This window comes from Pseudomonas sp. CIP-10 (assembly GCF_020911845.1).
Lineage (GTDB): Bacteria > Pseudomonadota > Gammaproteobacteria > Pseudomonadales > Pseudomonadaceae > Aquipseudomonas > Aquipseudomonas alloputida.
Window position 1 is genome coordinate 2218674 of record NZ_CP087160.1, and the last position, 19515, is coordinate 2238188.

The window sequence follows — 19515 nt, forward strand, 5'->3', positions numbered from 1 at the left end:
CGGACGAGCCGATGAACACCATCCTGATTGTCGATGACGAGTACCTGATCGCCGATATCCTCGGGTTTGCCCTGGAGGACGAAGGTTTCGTGGTGGAAAAGGCGAGCAATGGCTGCAAAGCACTGGAGGCGTTGAAGGAAAAACGCGTGCAGCTGGTGATTACCGACTACATGATGCCGCTACTCAACGGTGAGGAGTTGGCACGTGCCATACGCCAGGACCCGGCGTTAAGCGAGTTGCCGGTCATCCTCATGAGCGGCGCACAGGCCAGCCAAGGATGCCCGGCCCTGTTTGCCGCAATATTCGACAAGCCGTTCGACATGGATGAGATGATCGCCACGGTGCATCAGTTGATGGGCACCTGAGGCTGGCGGTCGAGCGCATCCATGCCCCTCGGGTGGCGCTAGTGTGAGTCTTCGTGTTTCTCCGGAGCCGGGTTGCCGGCCTGGATGCGTTTGAAGATCTCTTCTCGATGGACCTGAACATCTTTCGGTGCATCGATACCGATTCTCACCTGCATCCCTTTGACGCCCAGAATGGTGACTTTGATGTCATCGTTGATGACGATGCTTTCGCCAACCTTACGGGTGAGTATCAGCATGTAATTCTCCTTGGTGATGTAAAAGTCCGCAGGGCTAGTTGCCGCTGCGGCGGGAGCTTGTCCCTCTTCCTTCTCATTAAAGACGCTTTCGGCGGATAGTAATTCCCCGACAGACAAATTCTGTTGCGTGTCTTCAGTTGCAGGTGCCAAAGCAAACCGTCAACGGTTTGTCGGCCAAGGTGCTCGCTGGCAAGAATAGGGGGCTTGGCGACTAATGGGAAATTTCTTCGCATCATGGACTGAATAGACAAGCTCAATGGTCCTCCTGTTCCTCGAGTGCCTGAAGAAACAGCAGCAAGGCCACTTCCTCCGGGTCCAGGCCTTTGCGCACACGGTTTTTCGGTAAATTGGCCAGGCGCCCCAAGGCATAGTGCTCCAGGACTGCCGGGTGGATGTAACAGCGCCGGCACACGGCCGGTGTATTGCCCAGGCGTGTGGCCACCTGGCGGACTATCGCGGCCACCTGGCGTTTGGCTTCACTTTCCGGCTCCCAGGCCAAGGGCTTCAGCAGGTTCAATGCCAGGCTGCTGCCGGCCCAGGTGCGATAATCCTTGGCGGTGAAGTCGGCGCCGGTCAGTTGCTGCAGAAACTGATTGACCTCGCTGGAGCCGACACTATGGCGCTGGCCGTCTTCATCCAGGTATTGAAACAGCGCCTGCCCAGGCAGTTCCAAGCAGCGTTTGAGCAGGTTGGCCAGGCGCCGGTCGTTGAGGGTGACGTTGTGCTCGACGCCGCGCTTGCCGCGGAACTGGAAGCGGATAGTGCTGCCTTTGACCTGCACATGGCGATTGCGCAGGGTGGTCAATCCGTACGACCGGTTATCGCGCAGGTAGCGCTGGTTGCCAATGCGGATCAGGGTGTGATCCAGCAGGCTCACCACCAGTGCCATGACCTTTTCCCGGTCCAGCCCTGGCCGCGCCAGGTGGGCTTCCAGCTGTGTGCGCAGCTTTGGCAGGGCCTGGGCGAACGCAAGCATGCGCCCATACTTGTGCTGGTCGCGCAGTTGGCGCCACTGCGCGTGGTAGCGGTACTGCTTGCGGCCGCGGGCATCGCGGCCGGTGGCTTGCAGGTGGCCTTGCGGGTCGGCGCAGATCCACACATCCGTGTAGGCCGGGGGAATCACCAGTGCGGCGATGCGCGAGAGGGTGTCGCTGTCACGTACCCGTTGGCCATCGGCATCCAGATAGATGAAACGGTCGCGCCAGCGCCGACGGGTCAGGCCCGGCTGACTGTCGTCAACGTAGTGCAGGGTGCGCGGCAGGGGGCAGTCGAGCATGGGCAGCAGGCCTCGATCAGGTCACTGATCAATGGACAATACGCGCGCTAAGGATGCTCAACCCAAAAGGGCCACCGACTTGATCTGGGCGAACAGTGTCTGCCCTGTGTGCAAGCCGAGCTGGTCTGCCGAGAAGCGGGTGATGCGTGCAAGCAGGGCATTGCCGCCAGCATCCAGGCTGACCAGCACATGCGCCGGGTTAGCCGCCGGACGGCTTTCGCGCACACGCACCGGCAGGCGGTTGAGGATGCTCGATGCGCTGTCCGCCGCCAGGGCCAGGCTGACATCCCGGGCCTGAACCTTGACGCGCAGGGTGCTGCCCATCACCTGCGCCGCGTGGGTGATGCGCAGCAGCGGCCCGTCGCTGCCGGGCAGGCGCAGGTCAAGCAGGCCGTAGTGCGGGTCGTGCCCTACCACCTTACCCTCGAACACGACGCCGGCGTCGTCGCCCTGGGCCAGCGACAGGTCAAGGCGAGCCAGGGTTTCGCTGATCGGGCCGCTGGCGATCGCCCGGCCTTGTTCCAGCAACACCAGGTGGTCGGCCAGCCGCGCGACTTCATCCTGGGCGTGGCTGACATATATCAGGGGGATGTCCAGTTCGTCGTGCAGGCGCTCCAGGAAGGGCAGTATCTCGCGCTTGCGCGGGCCGTCGAGGGCTGCCAGCGGCTCGTCCATCAACAACAGCCTTGGGCTGCTGAGCAGGGCGCGGGCAATACCTACCCGCTGCGCCTCGCCACCCGACAGGGTTGCAGGGCGGCGCTCCAGCAAGTGGCCGATACCCAGCAGTTGGCATGCCTGGTCGAGGCTGACCTTGCGTTCAGCGGGCGCTACTCGGCGCCAGCCGAACGTCAGGTTGCCGCGCACCGACAGGTGCGGGAACAGGCTGGCCTCCTGGAACACGTAGCCCACCGGGCGCAGGTGCGGTGCCTGGAAGTAGCCACGGGTGCTGTCTTCCCAGACTTCGCCGTTGACCTCGATATAGGCGCTGGCGGCCCGTTCCAGCCCGGCCAGGCAGCGCAGGCAGCTGGTCTTGCCCGAGCCAGAGTGGCCGAACAGTGCGCTGATGCCGCGCCCGGGCAGGTGCAGGTTGACGTCCAGGGTAAAGTCGTCGCGCGCCAGTTTCAGGCGCGCCACAATCGATGCGCTCATTTCAGCTCCAGCCAGCTTTGCCGCGGCGTCCAGCGTACAGCAAGAGCAGCACCAGGAAAGAGAACACCAGCATGGCACCGGCCAGCCAGTGGGCTTGTGAATACTCCATGGCTTCGACGTGATCGAAAATTTGCACCGAAACCACGCGAGTCTTGTCGGGAATGTTGCCACCGATCATCAGCACGACGCCAAACTCGCCCACCGTGTGGGCAAAGCCGAGGATGCTGGCAGTGACGAAGCCAGGGCGGGCCAGCGGCAGCACCACATGAACGAAGGTGTCCCAGGGGCTGGCGCGCAGGGTGGCGGCGACTTCCAGGGGCCGCTGGCCGATCGCGCCAAAGGCATTCTGCAGGGGTTGCACCACGAACGGCATGGAATACACCGTCGAGCCAATCACCAGGCCTGTGAAGCTGAACACCACACTGCCCAGGCCTAGCGCCTGGGTGGCCTGCCCGAGCCAGCCGTGCGGGCCAAGGGCGATCAACAGGTAAAAGCCGATCACCGTCGGTGGCAGTACCAGGGGCAGTGCCACCACCGCACCCACCGGCCCGCGCAGCCATGAGCGTGTGCGCGCGAGCCACCAGGCGACCGGTGTGCCGATGACCAGCAGGATCAGGGTGGTCAGGCTGGCCAGTTTCACGGTCAGCCAGATGGCGCCCAGGTCACTGGCATCGAGTGGCATCAGCGTTCATAACCATAGGATTTGATCACCGCTGCGGCTTTCGGGCCTTTGAGGTATTCGACCAGTGCCTTGGCGGCCGCATTGTCCTTGCCTTTGTTGAGGATGACGGCGTCCTGACGGATCGGGTCGTGCAGGTTGGACGGCACGATCCAGGCCGAACCATGGGTCACCTTGCCGTCCATGTAGATCTGCGACAGGGCGACAAAGCCCAGCTCGGCGTTGCCGGTGGAGACGAACTGGAAGGCCTGGGTGATGTTCTGGCCTTCGACGATCTTGCCTTTGGTGGCTTCGGTTAGCTTCAGCCTGTCCAGTACCTGGGTGGCGGCCAGGCCGTAAGGTGCCGCTTTCGGGTTGGCGATGGACAGGTGTTTGTATTCGTTCTTTTTCAGCACTTCACCCTTGGCATCTACGTAGCCTTCCTTCGCAGACCACAGGGCCAGGGTGCCGATGGCGTAGGTAAAGCGCGAGCCGGGTACGGTTTCCTTTTCTGCTTCCAGCTTCTTGGGGGTGGTGTCGTCAGCGGCGAGGAACACTTCGAACGGTGCACCGTTCTTGATCTGCGCGTAGAACTGCCCGGTGGCGCCATAGGCCGCGACCAGTTTGTGGCCGGTGTCTTTTTCGAAGTCCTTGGCGATGGCCTGGATAGGGGCTGTGAAGTTGGCTGCGACCGCGACCTGGACTTCGTCGGCCCAGGCAGTGTTGAAGGCGAACAGGCTGGCCAGGGCAGTGACGGCCAGCTGGGGCGAGCGGATACGCATGAAGACAGCTCCTTGAAGTTATCGTTATAGCCTTAACTATATAGCGATAAGCCATTGGCCGGGAAGAGGCCAGGCCTGCCTGTCAGAATGCCTGGTGACCGATCACTGCCAGTGCCTTACCGGCAATCTCCCGGGTCAGCTCACCCGCCGGCATGTGCCGGCCCAGCCGTAACGCCTGCCCCGACCACAGATTGCTGAAATCACTCTTACCCTGCGGATCGGTGATCGCCCGTAAAGGCATCAATGCCCCGCCCGCCAGCGGGAAGCGCGGTGCTAGCTCGCTCATCGGCCCCAGCTCGCGCATGAGGCGATTGTTGATGCCGCGCGCCGGTCGGCCGGTGAACAGGTTGGTCAGCGCGGTGTCGCTGGCAGGCGCGCTGTCCAGCGCCCGGCGATGCGCTGGCGACACCTTGGCCTCGGGGCAGAACAGGTAAGCCGTGCCGATCTGCACTGCCGAGGCACCCAGGGCCAGTGCCGCCAACAGCCCGCGGTGGTCGGCGATACCACCGGCGGCAATCACCGGCACGCCGACGGCATCGGCCACCTGCGGTACGAGCGCGAAGGTGCCTATCTGGCTGGTGATGTCATCGCTGAGGAACATGCCGCGATGGCCACCGGCTTCATAACCCATGGCGATGATCGCATCGCAGCCATTGCGCTCCAGCCAGGCCGCTTCTTCCACAGTCGTGGCGCTGGACAGTACCTTGGCACCGCTGGCCTTTACCCGCTGCAGCAGTTCGGCCTGCGGCAGGCCGAAGTGGAAGCTCACCACCTCCGGGCGCAACGCTTCGACCAGCAGGCAGCTCTGCTCGTCGAAAGGCGCGCGGTTGGACACCGGCGTGGGCGCCGCGAAGTCTGCGCCCACTTCGCTGTAATAAGGCTCAAGTGCCTGCTTCCAGCGCGCATCGCGCTCGGCATCGGGCGCTGGCGGCTGGTGGCAGAAGAAGTTCAGGTTCAGCGGGCGCCCCGGGCAGCCGGCGCGGAATGCGGCGATCTCGGCGCGCACCTGCTCGCCGCTGAGCATGGCGCAGGGCAGGGCGCCCAAGCCACCTGCCAGGCCCACGGCAATGGCCATGGCCGAGCCGGTCGCCCCCGCCATGGGTGCCTGTAGAATGGGCAGCTCGATGCCCAGCAGGTCGAGGATACGGCGGTCGGGCCAATGGCTCATGCGAGTCTCCTTGCGTGGGGCGAGCGATGCGGCGGGGGCTTGCGGCAAGTCTTAGAGGGCCTTGCTGACCTGGATGTCGCTGATTTTCTCGGCGTCGTCGCCGTGGATCTTGCGCAGGGCCTCGAGGGCTTGCTCTTGCGAGGCATCGGGCATCAGCGCGAAATCCCAGCGACGCTGGCCGTCGAGCTTGTATTTGATGACGTACTTGATGGTCTGGGTCATGGTGGCCTTATCTGAGTTTCGACGACGAGCGACGGATGATCTTGATCTTGTGGGTCAGCGTTGGCTTGCGTGTGACCGAGATCGGGCGAGTGGTGACGGTATCGATGGTGATGTTCCAGAAGCCGGTACTGGGTACGGTGATCTTCGCCGGAAACTTCTCGAAATGGCCGCCGTGGTAAGTATGACGGCCGCCGTTCTTGAAGCTGCGGAAGTTGGCGTCGTTCATCAGGCGGATATTGCAGCGCTGGGAGCACTCGATGACGACAATATCGTCCTCGTTGAGGTGCTCGCGCTGGTGTACGAATTTCATGTGATGCTCCGCAAGGTTTGGATCTGCAAAAGCAAAAGATACCACGATGTGCCGTTACACTGCCGCGTTGATCGCCAGGCGTAGATAATTCTGCCAAAGCAGGGAGCAAAACCGCCTGGATGTGGTCGAAGCGAATTCTTGAAGGCAGAGGTGCAGCAAATGAAGTGGATGGTGGCGGCGTTGTCGGTTGCGCTCGGTGGCTGCGTGAGCGTCGCGGAGCTGGAGCAATCGCGTGAAACGATGGATGTGATCTCTGGCAAGAGCCCACGCGCCTATGCCGATTGCGTAAAGGAAAAGCTTGCCGATACGCGTGACCCGCTGACCGAAGAGCAGCGTGGCGACGGCCTGCGGCTGATCGTACCGCAGAAAATCACCTCAGGTGCCGGCCCGGCGGCGCTGGTGGATATCGACAAGCGCGGCAGCGGCAGCAGCATCAAACTGCACGAGCGGCTGAATAACTTCCCGCTGCGCCTTGGGGATGTGCGCACTGCGGCAACGCAGTGCATCTCCGGAAGTTGATCTGAAGCAACGGGTCCTCCTTTCTCTGCTTATATGTTTTAAGCCTAAACATATAACAAAAGAAAAGGAGATTCGTGATGACACCGTTGAGACGCGTGATGATCGGCAGCTTGCTGATCCTGATCTGGCCCACGGCACATGCCGCTGAGGGTCAGAAGGTCTTCACCCAGGGTGGGGCCAACCCCGCCGCCATGGCCTGCCTGGGTTGCCATGGCCCGGACGGCAATGGCATTGCGGCTGCCGGCTTTCCACGTTTGGCCGGGCTACCGGCCGGTTACCTTGCCAAGCAGTTGCAGGACTGGCGCAACGGCAGCCGCAAGCAGCCGGTGATGGAACCTTTGGCCAAGGCCCTGAGCGACGACGAAATCAAGGCCGTCAGTACCTACCTGGCCAGCCTGCCAGCAGCGCCCGCTGGCGACCTGCACCGCCAGCAGATTGCCGATGACCCGACCACCCGCATGGCCCTGTACGGCGACTGGAGCCGGCAGATTCCAGGTTGCGTGCAATGCCACGGGCCGGGTGGCGGCGGGGTGGGCGAACACTTCCCGCCCTTGGCCGGCCAGCCCGCCAGTTACCTGGTGGCACAGCTCAATGCCTGGCGCGACGGCAGCCGCAGCAATGACCCCAACCAGCTGATGGTCGGCGTGGCCAAGGCCATGACCGATGAGGAGATCAAGGCCGTTGCCGAGTTCTTCGCCCGCCCCGCCAGTCAGGAGGTCACGCCATGAAAACCTTGATTCCCGTCTTGTTGCTGCTGGCCGTGGGCAGCGCCCAGGCCACGCCGATCGCCATGGAAGACCAGTCGCAGTTGAAGGTGCCCGGTGTGCAGGCTGCACCGCAGTTTGTGCCGCCTGCTGAGCGTGAGTTGCCCGATAATGCCTTTGGCAAAATGGTGCGTGAAGGCCATGCCTTGTTCGTCGACACCCGCCGATTGATGCCCGAGGCGGTGGGCAACGGCATGAACTGCAGTAACTGCCACCTCGATCAGGGGCGGTTGGCGCATTCGGCGCCGCTGTGGGGTGCCTACCCGATGTATCCGGCCTATCGCAAGAAGAATGACAAGGTCAACACCTTCGCCGAGCGTATCCAAGGGTGTTTTCAGTTCAGCATGAACGGCAAGCCGCCGGCCGCTGACAGCCCGCAGATGACGGCGTTGGCGGTGTATTCATACTGGCTGTCGACCAAGGCGCCGACCGGCGTGGAGATTGCCGGACGTGGTTATCCGGAGGTGGCACAACCCAAGGGTGGTTATGACTTCAAGCGCGGCCAGCAGGTTTACCGTGAACAATGCGCGATTTGCCATGGCGATAACGGTGAAGGGCAAAAGGTCGCCGGCGAGTACGTAATGCCGCCGCTTTGGGGCAAGGACTCCTACAACTGGGGGGCTGGCATGCACCGCATCAATACCGCTGCGTCGTTCATCAAATACAACATGCCGTTGGGCAAGCCGGGCAGCCTCAGCGATCAGCAGGCCTGGGATGTGGCGGCGTGGATCAACCGCCACGAGCGGCCACAGGACCCGCGGTTGGTAGAGGGATCCATCGAGAAAACGCGGGTGAAATTTCATGCCAATGATGGGGTGAACCTGTATGGTCAGGAGGTTGATGGGGTGCTGATCGGACAAGGGACGGGTAGCTGAGGTCAGCCAGTGGCGGTCTCTTCGCGGGTGAGCCCGTTGAAAAGGCCGCCACTGGCACGCTGATTTTCCTGTCATCCAACGGTCATGTATGACAGCAATATTTACGATCCCCCGGAACTATCTACACTGGGATATCTCTATGATGGCAACGGTCGTTAACGGGGGCATTGTAAGGTGACTGCCGCCTGATTAGACTGCGCCGAATTCCACAGGCCTAGCCTTTTGTAAGGACGTATATGATCAAAAAATGCTTGTTCCCGGCAGCCGGCTACGGCACGCGCTTCCTGCCTGCTACCAAAGCCATGCCCAAGGAAATGCTGCCGGTGGTCAACAAGCCACTGATCCAGTATGGCGTTGAAGAAGCATTGGATGCGGGTCTGAACGAGATCTCCATCGTTACCGGGCGCGGCAAGCGCGCCCTGGAAGACCACTTCGACATCAGCTACGAGCTGGAAAACCAGATCAAGGGCACCGACAAGGAAAAATACCTGGTCGGTATTCGTCGTCTGCTCGACGAGTGCTCCTTCTCGTACACGCGCCAGACCGAAATGAAAGGCCTCGGCCACGCCATTCTCACTGGCCGCCCACTGATCGGCGACGAGCCGTTCGCGGTGGTGCTGGCGGACGACCTGTGCGTCAACCCGGAAGGTGACGGCGTGCTGACTCAGATGGTCAAGCTGTACAAACAGTACCGCTGCTCGATCGTCGCCATCCAGGAAGTCGACCCGCAGGAAACCAACAAGTATGGTGTGATCAAAGGTGAGATGATCCGCGACGACATCTTCCGTGTAACCGACATGGTCGAAAAACCGGCCCCGGAAGACGCGCCTTCGAACCTGGCGATCATCGGCCGTTACATCCTGACCCCGGATATCTTCGACATCATCGCCAACACCAAGCCAGGCAAAGGCGGTGAAATCCAGATCACTGATGCCCTGTTGCAGCAGGCGAAGGATGGCTGCGTGATTGCCTATAAGTTCAAGGGCAAGCGTTTCGACTGCGGTGGCGCCGAAGGCTACATCGACGCGACCAACTTCTGCTTCGAGAACTACTACAAGACTGGCAAGGCTTACTGATAAGCCCTGCTGGCCTCAAAGCCATCCTTCGGGATGGCTTTTTTGTTTGCGGCGGCCAACGGCGGTATGCTGGACGCCTGCCTGGGAGAGTGAATACATGGCCTTCGATTTTGATCTGTTCGTGATTGGCGCCGGGTCCGGTGGTGTGCGTGCAGCGCGTTTTGCTGCCGGTTTTGGTGCAAAAGTGGCAGTGGCGGAAAGCCGCTACCTGGGGGGGACCTGCGTCAACGTCGGTTGTGTGCCGAAAAAACTGCTGGTATACGGCGCGCACGTTGCCGACGAGCTGGAGCAAGCCGCGGGTTTCGGCTGGACGTTGGAAGAGGGGCATTTCGACTGGGGCACCCTGATTGCCAACAAGAATCGGGAAATCGAGCGCCTTAACGGCATCTACCGTAACCTGCTGGTCAACAGCGGGGTGACCCTGTTGCAGGGCCACGCGCGTCTGACGGGTGCCAACGAAGTGGAAGTGGACGGTCAGCGCTACACCGCCGAGCATATCCTCATCGCTACCGGAGGCTGGCCGCAGGTACCGGACATCCCCGGCAAGGAACTGGCCATCACCTCCAACGAAGCCTTCTACCTCAAGGACTTGCCGCGCCGCGTGCTGGTGGTGGGTGGGGGTTATATCGCCGTCGAATTCGCCGGCATCTTCCAAGGCCTGGGGGCCGACACCACACTGCTGTACCGTGGCGACTTGTTCCTGCGCGGCTTCGATGGCTCGGTGCGCACCCACCTGAAGGAAGAGCTGGAAAAACGCGGCCTCGACCTGCAGTTCAACGCCGACATCCAGCGCATCGACAAGCTTGAAGATGGCCGCCTGAAAGCCACGCTCAAGGACGGCCGCGAGCTGGTCGCCGATTGTGTGTTCTATGCCACTGGCCGGCGCCCGATGCTGGACAATCTGGGCCTGGAGAACACCGGCGTCGAGCTGGATGCGCGCGGCTACATCCGGGTTGATGAGCAGTACCAGACCACCGCGCCCTCGATTCTCGCCATTGGTGATGTGATCGGCCGTGTGCAGTTGACCCCAGTGGCCTTGGCTGAAGGCATGGCCGTGGCGCGGCGCTTGTTCAAACCCGAGCAATACCGCCCGGTGGATTACCAGAACATCCCCACTGCGGTGTTCAGCCAGCCACCCATCGGTACCGTAGGCTTGACCGAAGAGCAGGCGCTGGAGGCCGGGCACAAGGTGCAGGTATTCGAAAGCCGCTTCCGGGCCATGAAGCTGACCCTGACCGACATTCAGGAAAAGACCCTGATGAAGTTGGTGGTCGATGCCGAGACCGACAAGGTGCTGGGCTGCCACATGGTCGGTCCTGACGCTGGCGAGATCATTCAGGGCCTGGGCATTGCACTTAAAGCCGGTGCGACCAAGCAGCAGTTTGACGAAACCATCGGCGTGCACCCGACGGCGGCCGAAGAGTTCGTGACCATGCGCACCGTCACCCGCTGATGACGCGGAGCCTGCTGTACAGCCTGTAGACGCAGCCTTGTGCTGCGACGAGGTCCTTGCTGACACCGGAATGTTTCTGTCATTCGGGCCTCGTTGCAGCACAAGGCTGCTTCAGGGGTGTGTACAAGGCCGGATCAATACACCCACACCTCGACCCGCCGGTTGCGCAGCCGGCCTTGCTCCTGTTCATTGCCGGCCACTGGCAATTCATCGCCCATCCCGGTCACCTGCAGCACCTCCACGCCACCACGCGCCAGTTCGCGGCGCACTGCTTGCGCACGCAGGCGGGAGAGCAGGGCTGCGCGCCCGGGCGTTTCCTTGGGGTCGCCGAACCCCACCAGCACTGCCTTGCCCTGCAGCTTCCCGGCCTGGCGCAGGTACTCTGCCACCCGCTGCACATCGCGCAAGGCCTTATTGTCCAGCCTGGCGCTTCCTTCCTGGAAGCGGAAGTTCACACTCAGCCGCTGCGCCTGCAGGGCCAGGATGCGATAGCGCGGTGGCATGTCGCTTTGGGGGGCGACAGACAGGGCCTTGATCTGCTGCGAAACGAAACCCTGCTGGGCGATGATCGCCTGGCCGGCCGGGCTCTGAGCGAAATCGACCAGGGCCTTGGCCTGGGGCTTGGGGTTGGCCGGCAGGTAAAAGTACAGGCGCCGTGAGAGCGGGTAGTCCTCGCTGGCCACACGTGCACGCTCTGGCAGCATGGCCGGCGCGTCGCCTTCGGCCACCGCCAGCACCTTGGCCCCGTGTACGGCGGCCAGGCTGCTGAAACCGATGGCCTGGCGGTCGGTACCCACGCGTTGCGCCAGTTCGTCGCTGGACTCGAAGCGCCTGGCCTTGGCCGAAAGTTCGCCGTGCTGAGGTTCCAGCACCAGCGCCTTGAAGGTCTCGAAAGTGCCGGAACGGTCGTCACGGGCATACAGATGAATGGCCCCGCCAGGTATGCCCAGTTGTTCCCAGCGCTGGATCTGCCCGGAGAAAATCTGCGCCAGTTGCCGGGTGTCCAGTTGGGGTATTGGGTTGTCGGGGTGGACGATGATCGCGACGCCGTCGAGGCCGATCACTTGTTCTGCGCCGGCTGCGCGCAGGTCGCCCAGCGCCTGCAACTGGCGCACTTCACTGTCGTTGATCGGTCGCGAGGCGGCGGCCAGGTCAGCCTCGCCACGGCCCAGCGCGACAAAGCCTGTGCTTGAGCCGTGGGCGGCAATGTCGATGCGCAAGGGCTGACCATGCACGTCGCGGGCGGTAATCACCCGCTCGTTGGCGACCTTGCCTGGCTGTTGTGCGATGGCGGTGGCCTGCTGCGCGCGCAATTGCCCCTGCACCAGCGCCGGCATCAAGGCCGCGCCGATGGTGTTGGAGCCTTGGACACGCAGATGCAGGGGCTCAGACAAGGTCGCTAGTGGAAGCAAGGTGAGCAGCAAGACAAGCAGGCGGAGCATGCCGGGTGGCCTATGGCACAGTGTTGGCCGGCAGATTACGACAGTGGCGTGATGATAATGTGACGGGGGCGTACACCTTCCAGCGTGCAGCGCCTGCCCGATCGTGCGCCGCGCGGGCTACGCTCGATCTGGCAGGCGCTGCAACGCTGAAGAGGTTAATGTGCCCCGGCCGACTTGCTCAGGTCGCTCTCGGCCCATTCGGTATAAATGCAGGCGTCGGCCACTGCCCAACGCACCTTCACGCTGTCGCCCGGCTGCATCGGCATGCCCGCGGCCGACAGGGCCTTCACCGTCAGCTCGGTACCCCCTGCAGTCACCACATGACAGGTCTGGCTTTCACCCAGGAACAGCACTTCGCCCACCTTGGCACTGACCTCGTTCCAGCCTGCCGGCAATGGCTCGCGCGCCGCTTGTTCGGCGGTCAGGGCCAGGGCTTTTTCCGGACGCACCATGATCAGCGCATCCTGCTCGGCGGCCAGGCCTGGGGTGAGGCGGATGGCCACTGGTTGGCCCTCGAAGCTGCCTGCGCCATTGCTGCTGGCCTTGATCCGCAGGAAGTTGGAGTTGCCCAGGAACGACGCAACAAAGGCATTCGGCGGATTCTGGTACAAGTCGTACCCGGTGCCCAGGCCGACGATCTTGCCGTGGCTGAAGATGGCGATGCGCTGCGACAGGCGCATGGCTTCTTCCTGGTCGTGGGTGACGTAGACGATGGTGATGCCCAGGCGGCGGTGCAACTGGCGCAGTTCGTCCTGCAGGTCTTCACGCAGCTTCTTGTCCAGCGCGCCGAGCGGCTCGTCCATCAGCAGGATACGCGGCTCGTACACAAGCGCCCGGGCGATCGCCACGCGCTGCTGCTGGCCGCCCGACATTTGCGAGGGTTTGCGGTGCGCGAACGGCTCCAGTTGCACCAGCTTGAGCATGGCGTCGACGCGCTTTGCGGTTTCGGCAGCGCCGAGTTTGCGAATGGCCAGTGGGAAGGCGATGTTGTCACGCACATTCAGGTGCGGGAACAGCGAATAGCGCTGGAACACCATGCCGATGTCACGCTTGTGCGGCGGCACGTTGACCAGCGACTGGCCGTCGACCAGGATCTCGCCGCTGCTCGGTGTTTCGAAGCCGGCCAGCATCGACAGGGTGGTGGACTTGCCCGAGCCGCTGGAACCAAGAAAGGTCAGGAACTCGCCGTCCTGGATCTCCAGGTCGAGGTTGTCCACGGCGGTGAAGTCGCCGTAGTGCTTGTTCAGGCCGCGCAGGCTGACCAGGGTTTTGCCGTGCGCGTTGTCTTTGATCACTGCACTCATTGTTGTTTTCTCCGCGCTCAGGCGTTTTCGGTGCGCCGGCGCAAGGCGGCGGCAATGAACATGACCAGCAACGACAGGCCGATCAGCAGGGTCGAAGCCACGGCGATGACCGGGCTAAGGTCCTGGCGCAAGGTGGTCCACATCTTCACTGGCAGGGTCTGCAGGTCGGGGCTGGCCATCATCACGCTCAGCACCACTTCATCCCAGGACACCAGGAAAGCGAACAGGCCACCGGCGATCATGCCGGGGCGGATGGCCGGGAACGTGACCTTGAAAATGGCCTGCAGACGTGATGCACCGCAGATCACCGCAGCATCTTCGATCGACTGGTCGAACAGCTTCAGCGAGTTGATGATCGAGATGATCGTGAACGGCAGGGCGACGATCACGTGGCTGACCACGAAGGCGAACAGCGTGCCGGTGTAACCTAGCTTGAGGAACAGTGCGTATACCGCCACGGCAATGATCACCAGCGGCACGATCATCGGCATGGTAAACAGCCCGTACAGCAGCTCGCGGCCCGGGAAGCGGCCACGCACCAGGGCGAATGCGCTGGGCAGGCCCAGCAACACGGCGGCGATGGTGGTCAGCACGGCCACCTTCAGGCTGGCCAGTGCGGCGTCCATCCACTCCGGGTTGGAGAAAAACTGGCCGTACCACTTGAAGGTCCAGCCCGGTGGCGGGAACACCAGCCACTGTGACGAGCCGAATGACAGCAACACAATGAAGACCACCGGCAGCAGCAGGAAAGCCGCGATGACCCCGGTGGTCAGGTACAGGCCCGTACGCAGCGGGCGGCCCATGGCATTGGGAGACAGGAGCATGGCGGTTTACCTCGCGTTGCCAACCGGGGATTCCGGCTGCAGCTTCAGGTACAGGTAGAAGAGCACCAGGGTGATCGCCACCAGCAGTGCGGCAGCGGCGCTGGCCAGGCCCCAGTTGAGGAACGACTGCACCTGCTGGATGATGAATTCAGGCAGCATCATGTTCTGCGCGCCCCCCAGCAGCGCCGGGGTGACGTAGTAACCGAGCGACATCACGAACACCATCAGCGCCCCGGAGAACAGCCCCGAGCGGCACAGCGGCAGGAACACCTTCCAGAAGTTGGTCCACGGGCTGGCACCACAGATCGAACCTGCCTGCAGCACCATCGGGTCGATGGCGTGCATGGTCGCCTGCAGTGGCAGCACGATGAACGGGATCATGATGTAGCTCATGCCGATTACCACGCCGGTGAGGTTGTGCACCATTTCCAGCGGGGCATCGATGATGCCCATGGCCATCAACGCCTTGTTGATCACCCCCGAGCTCTGCAGCAGCACCAGCCACGAGTAGGTGCGCGCCAGCAGACTGGTCCACATCGACAGCAGCACGATGTTCAGCAGCCAGCGGCCCCAGCCCTTGGGCACCAGGGTGATTGCCCAGGCCAGCGGGAAGCCCAGCAGCACGCTGATCAGGGTTACCACGCCGGCCACCGAGAAGGTGTTGAACAGCACCCGTGCATAGGCCGAGTTGGCGAACAGCTGCTCGTAGTTACCCAGCCCTGGCGTTGGCTCCAGCACCCCGCGCAGCAGCAGGCCGACCAGCGGGGCGAAGAAGAACACGCCAAGGAACAGCAGGGCGGGCAGCAGGTTGCGGCTGCCTTTCCAGCGCTGGCTCAGGCTTGCGCGGCGCGGGGCGGTGCCCGGGGCGCCAGCACCCGTGGGGGTGCCTTGCGCATTGTGCAGGGCGTTGATGGCGACTTTCATTTGACCAACCACTCATTCCAGCGGGCCGCGATGGCTTGACCGTTCTTGGCCCAGTAGGCGAAGTCGAGGGTGACCTGGTCCTGGGCGTAGGCAGTTGGCAGGTTTGGCGCGAGGTCCTTGTCCAGCTTGGCCACGCTGTCGACGTTGACCGGCGCATAGGCGGTTTTGTTGGCGAATTCGGCCTGGCCTTCGGCGCTGCTGGCGTTGGCCAGGAATTTCATGGCCGCTTCCTTGTTCTTGGCGCCTTTGGGGATGACCAGGAAGTCGGCCATGACCAGGTTCTGCTTCCAGCTCACACCCACCGGTGCACCGTCTTGCTGCAGGGCGTAGACACGGCCATTCCAGAACTGGCCGAGCGAGGCTTCACCTGAGGCCAGCAACTGCTGTGACTGGGCGCCACCGCCCCACCAGACGATGTCTTTCTTGATGGTGTCGAGCTTCTTGAAGGCGCGGTCCAGGTCCAGCGGGTACAGCTTGTCGGGGGCTACGCCGTCGGCCAGCAGGGCCAGTTCCAGCACGCCGGGGCTGGGCCATTTGTACAGGGCTCGCTTGCCGGGGTAGGCCTTGGTGTCGAACAGCGCGGTCCAGTCCACCGGCTTGTTGGCCCCGAGCTTGCCTTCGTTGTAGCCGAGCACGAAGGAGAAGAAGAATGAGCCGACGCCATGGTCGGAGACGAAGCGTGGGTCGATCTTGTCGCGCTTGATCTGGTTGAAGTCGAGGGGTTCGAGCAGGCCTTCGCTGGCGGCACGCAGGGCAAAGTCGGCTTCGACGTCGACCACGTCCCACTGCACGTTACCGCTCTCGACCATGGCCTTGAGCTTGCCGTAGTCGGTGGGACCGTCCTGCACGACCTTGATGTTCGTGGCTTTGGTGAACGGTACTGCCCACGCTTCTTTCTGGGCGTCCTGGGTCGTACCGCCCCAGCTGACGAAGTTGAGGCTGTCGGCGGCCTGGGCGGCCTGACATGCCAGGGTCAGCAGGCTGGCGGACAGCACTGCGGTTACACGTTTGCTTAACAGCATGGTTACGCCCTCGTTGCTTTTGTTATTCGAGGCGGGGCTTTTGGTGCGCCCGCCAATAATGTTCGGGGAGCAGCTAAAACAAAGTGTTCTGATGGCCGTTTTTAATTGTAGGTGCCGGCCTGAAGACTCAAGGTCTACGGGATATCATATTATGGTATTCCAAGATTTTGGCAAGAGGTATGGGGCGACCGGCCATCACTCTGCCTTCAGGCACGGGCCCGTTGCTGATCGGGGAAATTGATTTGAACAGGGTCTAAAAGCTTGCGCGGTCTCTGTGGGAGCGGGCGGGCCCGCGAACACGGGCGAAGCCCGTGCCATGCCCCGCGGTGTCTGCTTCGTGGGCTTGCCCGTTTCCACAGGGACCGTATATCAACCTGCAATCCCGGGCTCGAACGGGATGCTCTGCACCACTTCCAGCTCATACCCCGCCAGCCCCGCGTATTTCAGCGGCGGCCCCAGGTGACGCAGCTTGCCCACGCCAAGGTCCTGCAGAATCTGCGCCCCGGTGCCCACTTCGGAATACACCTTGGACTGGCCACGTTGATAGGGCCGCACAGGGTGGGTCAGTTGTGGCACACGCTCAAGCAAGGCCTGGGAGGATTCGTGGTTGGCCAGGATCACCACCACGCCAGTACCTTCCTCAGCCACCTTCTGCAGCGCCGCCCACAGCGTCCAGTTGGCGGGGCCGGCGTACTCGGCACCCACAAGGTCGCGCAGCGGGTCAATCACATGCACCCGCACCAGGGTCGGCTGTTCGCGGCGAATGTCGCCCATGACCATGGCCATGTGCACGCCACCTTCGATGCGGTCTTCATACGTGACCAGGCGGAAGGTGCCATGCACGGTCGGTAGCTCGCGCTCGCCGATGCGCTTGATGGTCTGCTCGGTGCTCAGGCGGTAGTGGATCAGGTCGGCGATGGTGCCAATCTTGATGCCATGCCGGGCGGCGAACACTTCCAGGTCGGGGCGACGGGCCATGGTGCCGTCGTCGTTCAGCACTTCAACGATGACCGAGGCCGGGCTGAAGCCGGCCAGGCGTGCCAGGTCGCAGCCGGCTTCGGTGTGGCCGGCACGGGTCAGCACGCCGCCTTCGCGTGCCCGCAGGGGGAAAATGTGGCCAGGTTGTACCAGGTCTTCGGGGCGGGCGTTGGGGGCCATGGCCGCTGCCACGGTGCGTGCCCGGTCTGCGGCGGAAATGCCGGTGGTGACCCCGGTGGCCGCCTCGATCGACACGGTGAACGCGGTGCTGAACACGCTACCGTTGGCCGGAACCATCTGCTCCAGGCCCAGGCGCTGGCAGTGATCGTCGGTCAAGGTCAGGCAGATCAGCCCGCGCGCCTCGCGGGCCATGAAGTTGATGGCCTGGGCGTCGCAGCGCTCGGCGGCGATCAACAGGTCGCCTTCGTTTTCCCGGTCCTCGTCATCCACCAGCAGGACCATCTTGCCTTGCCGGTAGTCCTCGAGAAGTTCCTCGATGGTGTTGAAAGCCATGGTGCACGCTCACTGTGGTGGGGTGAATTTTATGGTATACCATCATACACAAATATCGCCGTAACAGGAGAGCTGCACATGAAGGCCTACTGGATCGCCCATGTGGACGTGACCGACCCCGAGCAGTACCAGCAATACACCCAGCGCGCCCCGGCTGCCTTCAAGGCATTCGGCGGGCGCTTCCTGGCCCGTGGCGGGCGCAGCGAGGCGATGGAAGGGAGAGCTACGCCTCAGCGTAGCGTGGTGATCGAGTTCGATTCGTACGCGCAGGCCGTCGCCTGTTACCGCTCCGCGCTGTACCAAGAGGCATGCAGTCATCGCCAAGGGGTGGCGAAGGCTGAGGTGATCATTGTGGAAGGGTTTGAGCCCTGAGCAGGATTTGCCGGCCCTTTCGCGGGTTTACCCGCGAAAGGGCCGGACCTGCAGCACCGATGGCAGATTCATTGACGCCTGCGGGCCGTTTCCGCAAATAGAAGCAAAAGACCCGCCCAGGCGGGTCTATTGCTCATTGCCTCACTGCAGATGCACTTTAAGTTCGTTGCCCGCCTGCCGCAGCGCCGCCTTTACTGCCGGCACTTGGCTCAACGGGTTGAGCAGCCCATAGTCATGAATCATTCCGTTGTAGCGCACCGAGGTTACTTTCACGCCCGCCGCATTCAACTTGCGGGCATACGCCTCACCTTCATCCCGAAGCACATCGAACTCAGCCGTTTGCACCAGGGCCGGTGGCAAGCCCTTCAGCTGTTCGGCGGACGCCCGCAGCGGCGAGGCGTAGATCTGCGCCCGCGCCTTTGCATCAACGGTGTAGTTGTTCCAGAACCACTTCATCATCCCGGTGGTCAGGAAGTGTCCTTCGGCAAACTGCTTGTACGATGCTGTCTCGAAGCTGGCATCGGTCACCGGCCACAGCAGCAGCTGGAAGCGCAGGGCAGGGGTGCCGGCCTCTTTGGCCTTGAGTGCAACCACCGCCGCCATGTTACCGCCAACGCTGTTGCCGGCTACAGCCAGGCGCTTGCCATCCACGCCGATCTCCTTGCCATGCTCGGCCACCCAGCGAGTCGCGGCGTACGCCTGGTTGATCGCCGTCGGGTAGTGCGCTTCCGGTGACGGGGTGTAGTCCACATAGACCGCCACCGCACCCGAGCCGACCACCAGGTCGCGGATCAGTCGTTGGTGGGTCGGGAAGTCGCCCAGCACCCAGCCGCCGCCGTGGAAGAACATGAACACCGGCAGATCACCTTTGACATTAGTCGGGCGTACCACTTGCAGCTTGATCGACTGGCCATTGGCCTGAATCGTGCGTTCCTTCACTTCGATCCCCGAGAGGTCGACCTTTACCGAGGCCTGGGCGCCGGTCAGTACCGCGCGGGCGTCGTTTGGTGTGAGCTGTTCCAGCGGCTTGCCACCCCCTTTCTCTAGGGCTTCGAGGAAGGCCTGGGTGTGTTGTTCGACACCGGGGCTGCCTGCGGCGAAGGCACTGGAAACGGACAGGGCCAGGACGGAGGCGGTGAGGGCTTTGTGGACAATGTTCATGAGCGAATCCTTTTCTGTGCAAGTGTTGGTAGTGGGCGTCTTGCCTGGCCTGAGGGGCCATCGCTGCGACTTGTGCGTAGATTAGGCAGATGCACTCGTGGGAAAAAGCCGCTATAAAGTGT

Annotated in this window: 22 protein-coding genes; 7 read left to right on the forward strand and 15 right to left on the reverse strand. The window is 62.6% G+C overall.

Translation table 11 applies throughout. The annotated features are described in order from the left end of the window. Positions 1-11: 11 nt before the first annotated feature. On the forward strand, positions 12-365 hold the full coding sequence (locus LMH93_RS10040; RefSeq protein WP_003250927.1) for a response regulator: 354 nt from the start codon (positions 12-14) through the stop codon (positions 363-365). A 38-nt stretch (positions 366-403) separates the two neighbouring features. On the opposite strand, the gene csrA is transcribed toward LMH93_RS10040, so the two are convergent. From csrA to LMH93_RS10080, 8 genes are all read right to left on the reverse strand, one after another. Beyond that, positions 404-601, reverse strand: coding sequence for a carbon storage regulator CsrA (csrA, locus tag LMH93_RS10045; RefSeq protein ID WP_003250926.1), 198 nt, complete (start codon positions 599-601; stop codon positions 404-406). A 253-nt stretch (positions 602-854) separates the two neighbouring features. Further along, entirely contained in the window at positions 855-1877 is a 1023-nt protein-coding gene (locus tag LMH93_RS10050; protein WP_047603480.1) for a DNA topoisomerase IB, read from the reverse strand. 57 nt (positions 1878-1934) lie between these two features. After that, positions 1935-3026: a molybdenum ABC transporter ATP-binding protein gene (modC, locus tag LMH93_RS10055; protein WP_060538836.1), complete on the reverse strand. Its 1092-nt coding sequence runs from the start codon at positions 3024-3026 to the stop codon at positions 1935-1937. A 1-nt stretch (position 3027) separates the two neighbouring features. Further along, entirely contained in the window at positions 3028-3708 is a 681-nt protein-coding gene (gene modB / locus LMH93_RS10060) for a molybdate ABC transporter permease subunit (RefSeq protein WP_003250923.1), read from the reverse strand. Continuing rightward, positions 3708-4466 (reverse strand): molybdate ABC transporter substrate-binding protein, encoded by a 759-nt coding sequence (gene modA, locus LMH93_RS10065; RefSeq protein WP_054889279.1) that lies wholly within the window; start codon positions 4464-4466, stop codon positions 3708-3710. Before modA ends, modB begins: the two co-directional genes overlap by 1 nt. Positions 4467-4548: 82 nt before the next feature. Continuing rightward, entirely contained in the window at positions 4549-5634 is a 1086-nt protein-coding gene (locus LMH93_RS10070; protein WP_230065112.1) for an NAD(P)H-dependent flavin oxidoreductase, read from the reverse strand. A gap of 51 nt (positions 5635-5685) precedes the next feature. Then, complete coding sequence (locus LMH93_RS10075; protein ID WP_003250919.1) at positions 5686-5856, reverse strand: hypothetical protein; 171 nt, start codon at positions 5854-5856, stop codon at positions 5686-5688. Between the two features lie 7 nt (positions 5857-5863). Beyond that, entirely contained in the window at positions 5864-6166 is a 303-nt protein-coding gene (locus LMH93_RS10080; RefSeq protein ID WP_003250918.1) for a DUF1883 domain-containing protein, read from the reverse strand. 159 nt (positions 6167-6325) lie between these two features. On the opposite strand from LMH93_RS10080, the gene LMH93_RS10085 reads away from it, so the two are divergent. The 5 genes from LMH93_RS10085 to gorA all read left to right on the forward strand — a co-directional run bounded on the left by LMH93_RS10085 (position 6326) and on the right by gorA (position 10853). After that, the gene (locus LMH93_RS10085) at positions 6326-6685 is read left to right on the forward strand and encodes a hypothetical protein (RefSeq protein WP_003250915.1); all 360 of its coding nucleotides are present in this window, start codon (positions 6326-6328) and stop codon (positions 6683-6685) included. Between the two features lie 77 nt (positions 6686-6762). Continuing rightward, complete coding sequence (locus LMH93_RS10090; protein ID WP_004576587.1) at positions 6763-7413, forward strand: c-type cytochrome; 651 nt, start codon at positions 6763-6765, stop codon at positions 7411-7413. Beyond that, on the forward strand, positions 7410-8324 hold the full coding sequence (locus LMH93_RS10095) for a c-type cytochrome (RefSeq protein WP_003250910.1): 915 nt from the start codon (positions 7410-7412) through the stop codon (positions 8322-8324). Before LMH93_RS10090 ends, LMH93_RS10095 begins: the two co-directional genes overlap by 4 nt. Positions 8325-8560: 236 nt before the next feature. Beyond that, positions 8561-9400 (forward strand): UTP--glucose-1-phosphate uridylyltransferase GalU, encoded by an 840-nt coding sequence (galU, locus tag LMH93_RS10100; RefSeq protein ID WP_003250908.1) that lies wholly within the window; start codon positions 8561-8563, stop codon positions 9398-9400. A gap of 97 nt (positions 9401-9497) precedes the next feature. Next, positions 9498-10853: a glutathione-disulfide reductase gene (gorA, locus tag LMH93_RS10105; protein ID WP_003256243.1), complete on the forward strand. Its 1356-nt coding sequence runs from the start codon at positions 9498-9500 to the stop codon at positions 10851-10853. A 134-nt stretch (positions 10854-10987) separates the two neighbouring features. Here gorA and LMH93_RS10110 read toward each other — a convergent pair whose 3' ends face one another. The 6 genes from LMH93_RS10110 to ribBA form a co-directional block, all read right to left on the reverse strand. Then, positions 10988-12295, reverse strand: coding sequence for a substrate-binding domain-containing protein (locus LMH93_RS10110; protein WP_003256241.1), 1308 nt, complete (start codon positions 12293-12295; stop codon positions 10988-10990). Between the two features lie 155 nt (positions 12296-12450). Then, positions 12451-13599, reverse strand: a complete 1149-nt coding sequence (locus LMH93_RS10115) for an ABC transporter ATP-binding protein (protein WP_004576591.1) — start codon at positions 13597-13599, stop codon at positions 12451-12453. Positions 13600-13616: 17 nt separating this feature from the next. Continuing rightward, a complete protein-coding gene (locus LMH93_RS10120; protein ID WP_003256236.1) occupies positions 13617-14423 on the reverse strand; it encodes an ABC transporter permease in 807 nt (268 codons plus the stop codon). A gap of 6 nt (positions 14424-14429) precedes the next feature. Then, positions 14430-15347, reverse strand: coding sequence for an ABC transporter permease (locus LMH93_RS10125; protein WP_014590488.1), 918 nt, complete (start codon positions 15345-15347; stop codon positions 14430-14432). After that, a complete protein-coding gene (locus LMH93_RS10130) occupies positions 15344-16369 on the reverse strand; it encodes an ABC transporter substrate-binding protein (protein WP_004576593.1) in 1026 nt (341 codons plus the stop codon). The genes LMH93_RS10125 and LMH93_RS10130 overlap by 4 nt, the downstream gene beginning before the upstream one ends. A 369-nt stretch (positions 16370-16738) precedes the next feature. Continuing rightward, positions 16739-17860, reverse strand: a complete 1122-nt coding sequence (gene ribBA / locus LMH93_RS10135; protein ID WP_019751007.1) for a bifunctional 3,4-dihydroxy-2-butanone-4-phosphate synthase/GTP cyclohydrolase II — start codon at positions 17858-17860, stop codon at positions 16739-16741. A 78-nt stretch (positions 17861-17938) separates the two neighbouring features. Here ribBA and LMH93_RS10140 point away from each other — a divergent pair, with 78 nt between their 5' ends. Continuing rightward, positions 17939-18232, forward strand: coding sequence for a DUF1330 domain-containing protein (locus LMH93_RS10140; protein ID WP_003256229.1), 294 nt, complete (start codon positions 17939-17941; stop codon positions 18230-18232). 141 nt (positions 18233-18373) lie between these two features. Here the strand turns inward: LMH93_RS10140 and LMH93_RS10145 are convergent, their stop codons facing one another. After that, on the reverse strand, positions 18374-19393 hold the full coding sequence (locus LMH93_RS10145; protein ID WP_230065113.1) for an alpha/beta hydrolase: 1020 nt from the start codon (positions 19391-19393) through the stop codon (positions 18374-18376). Positions 19394-19515 lie beyond the last annotated feature (122 nt).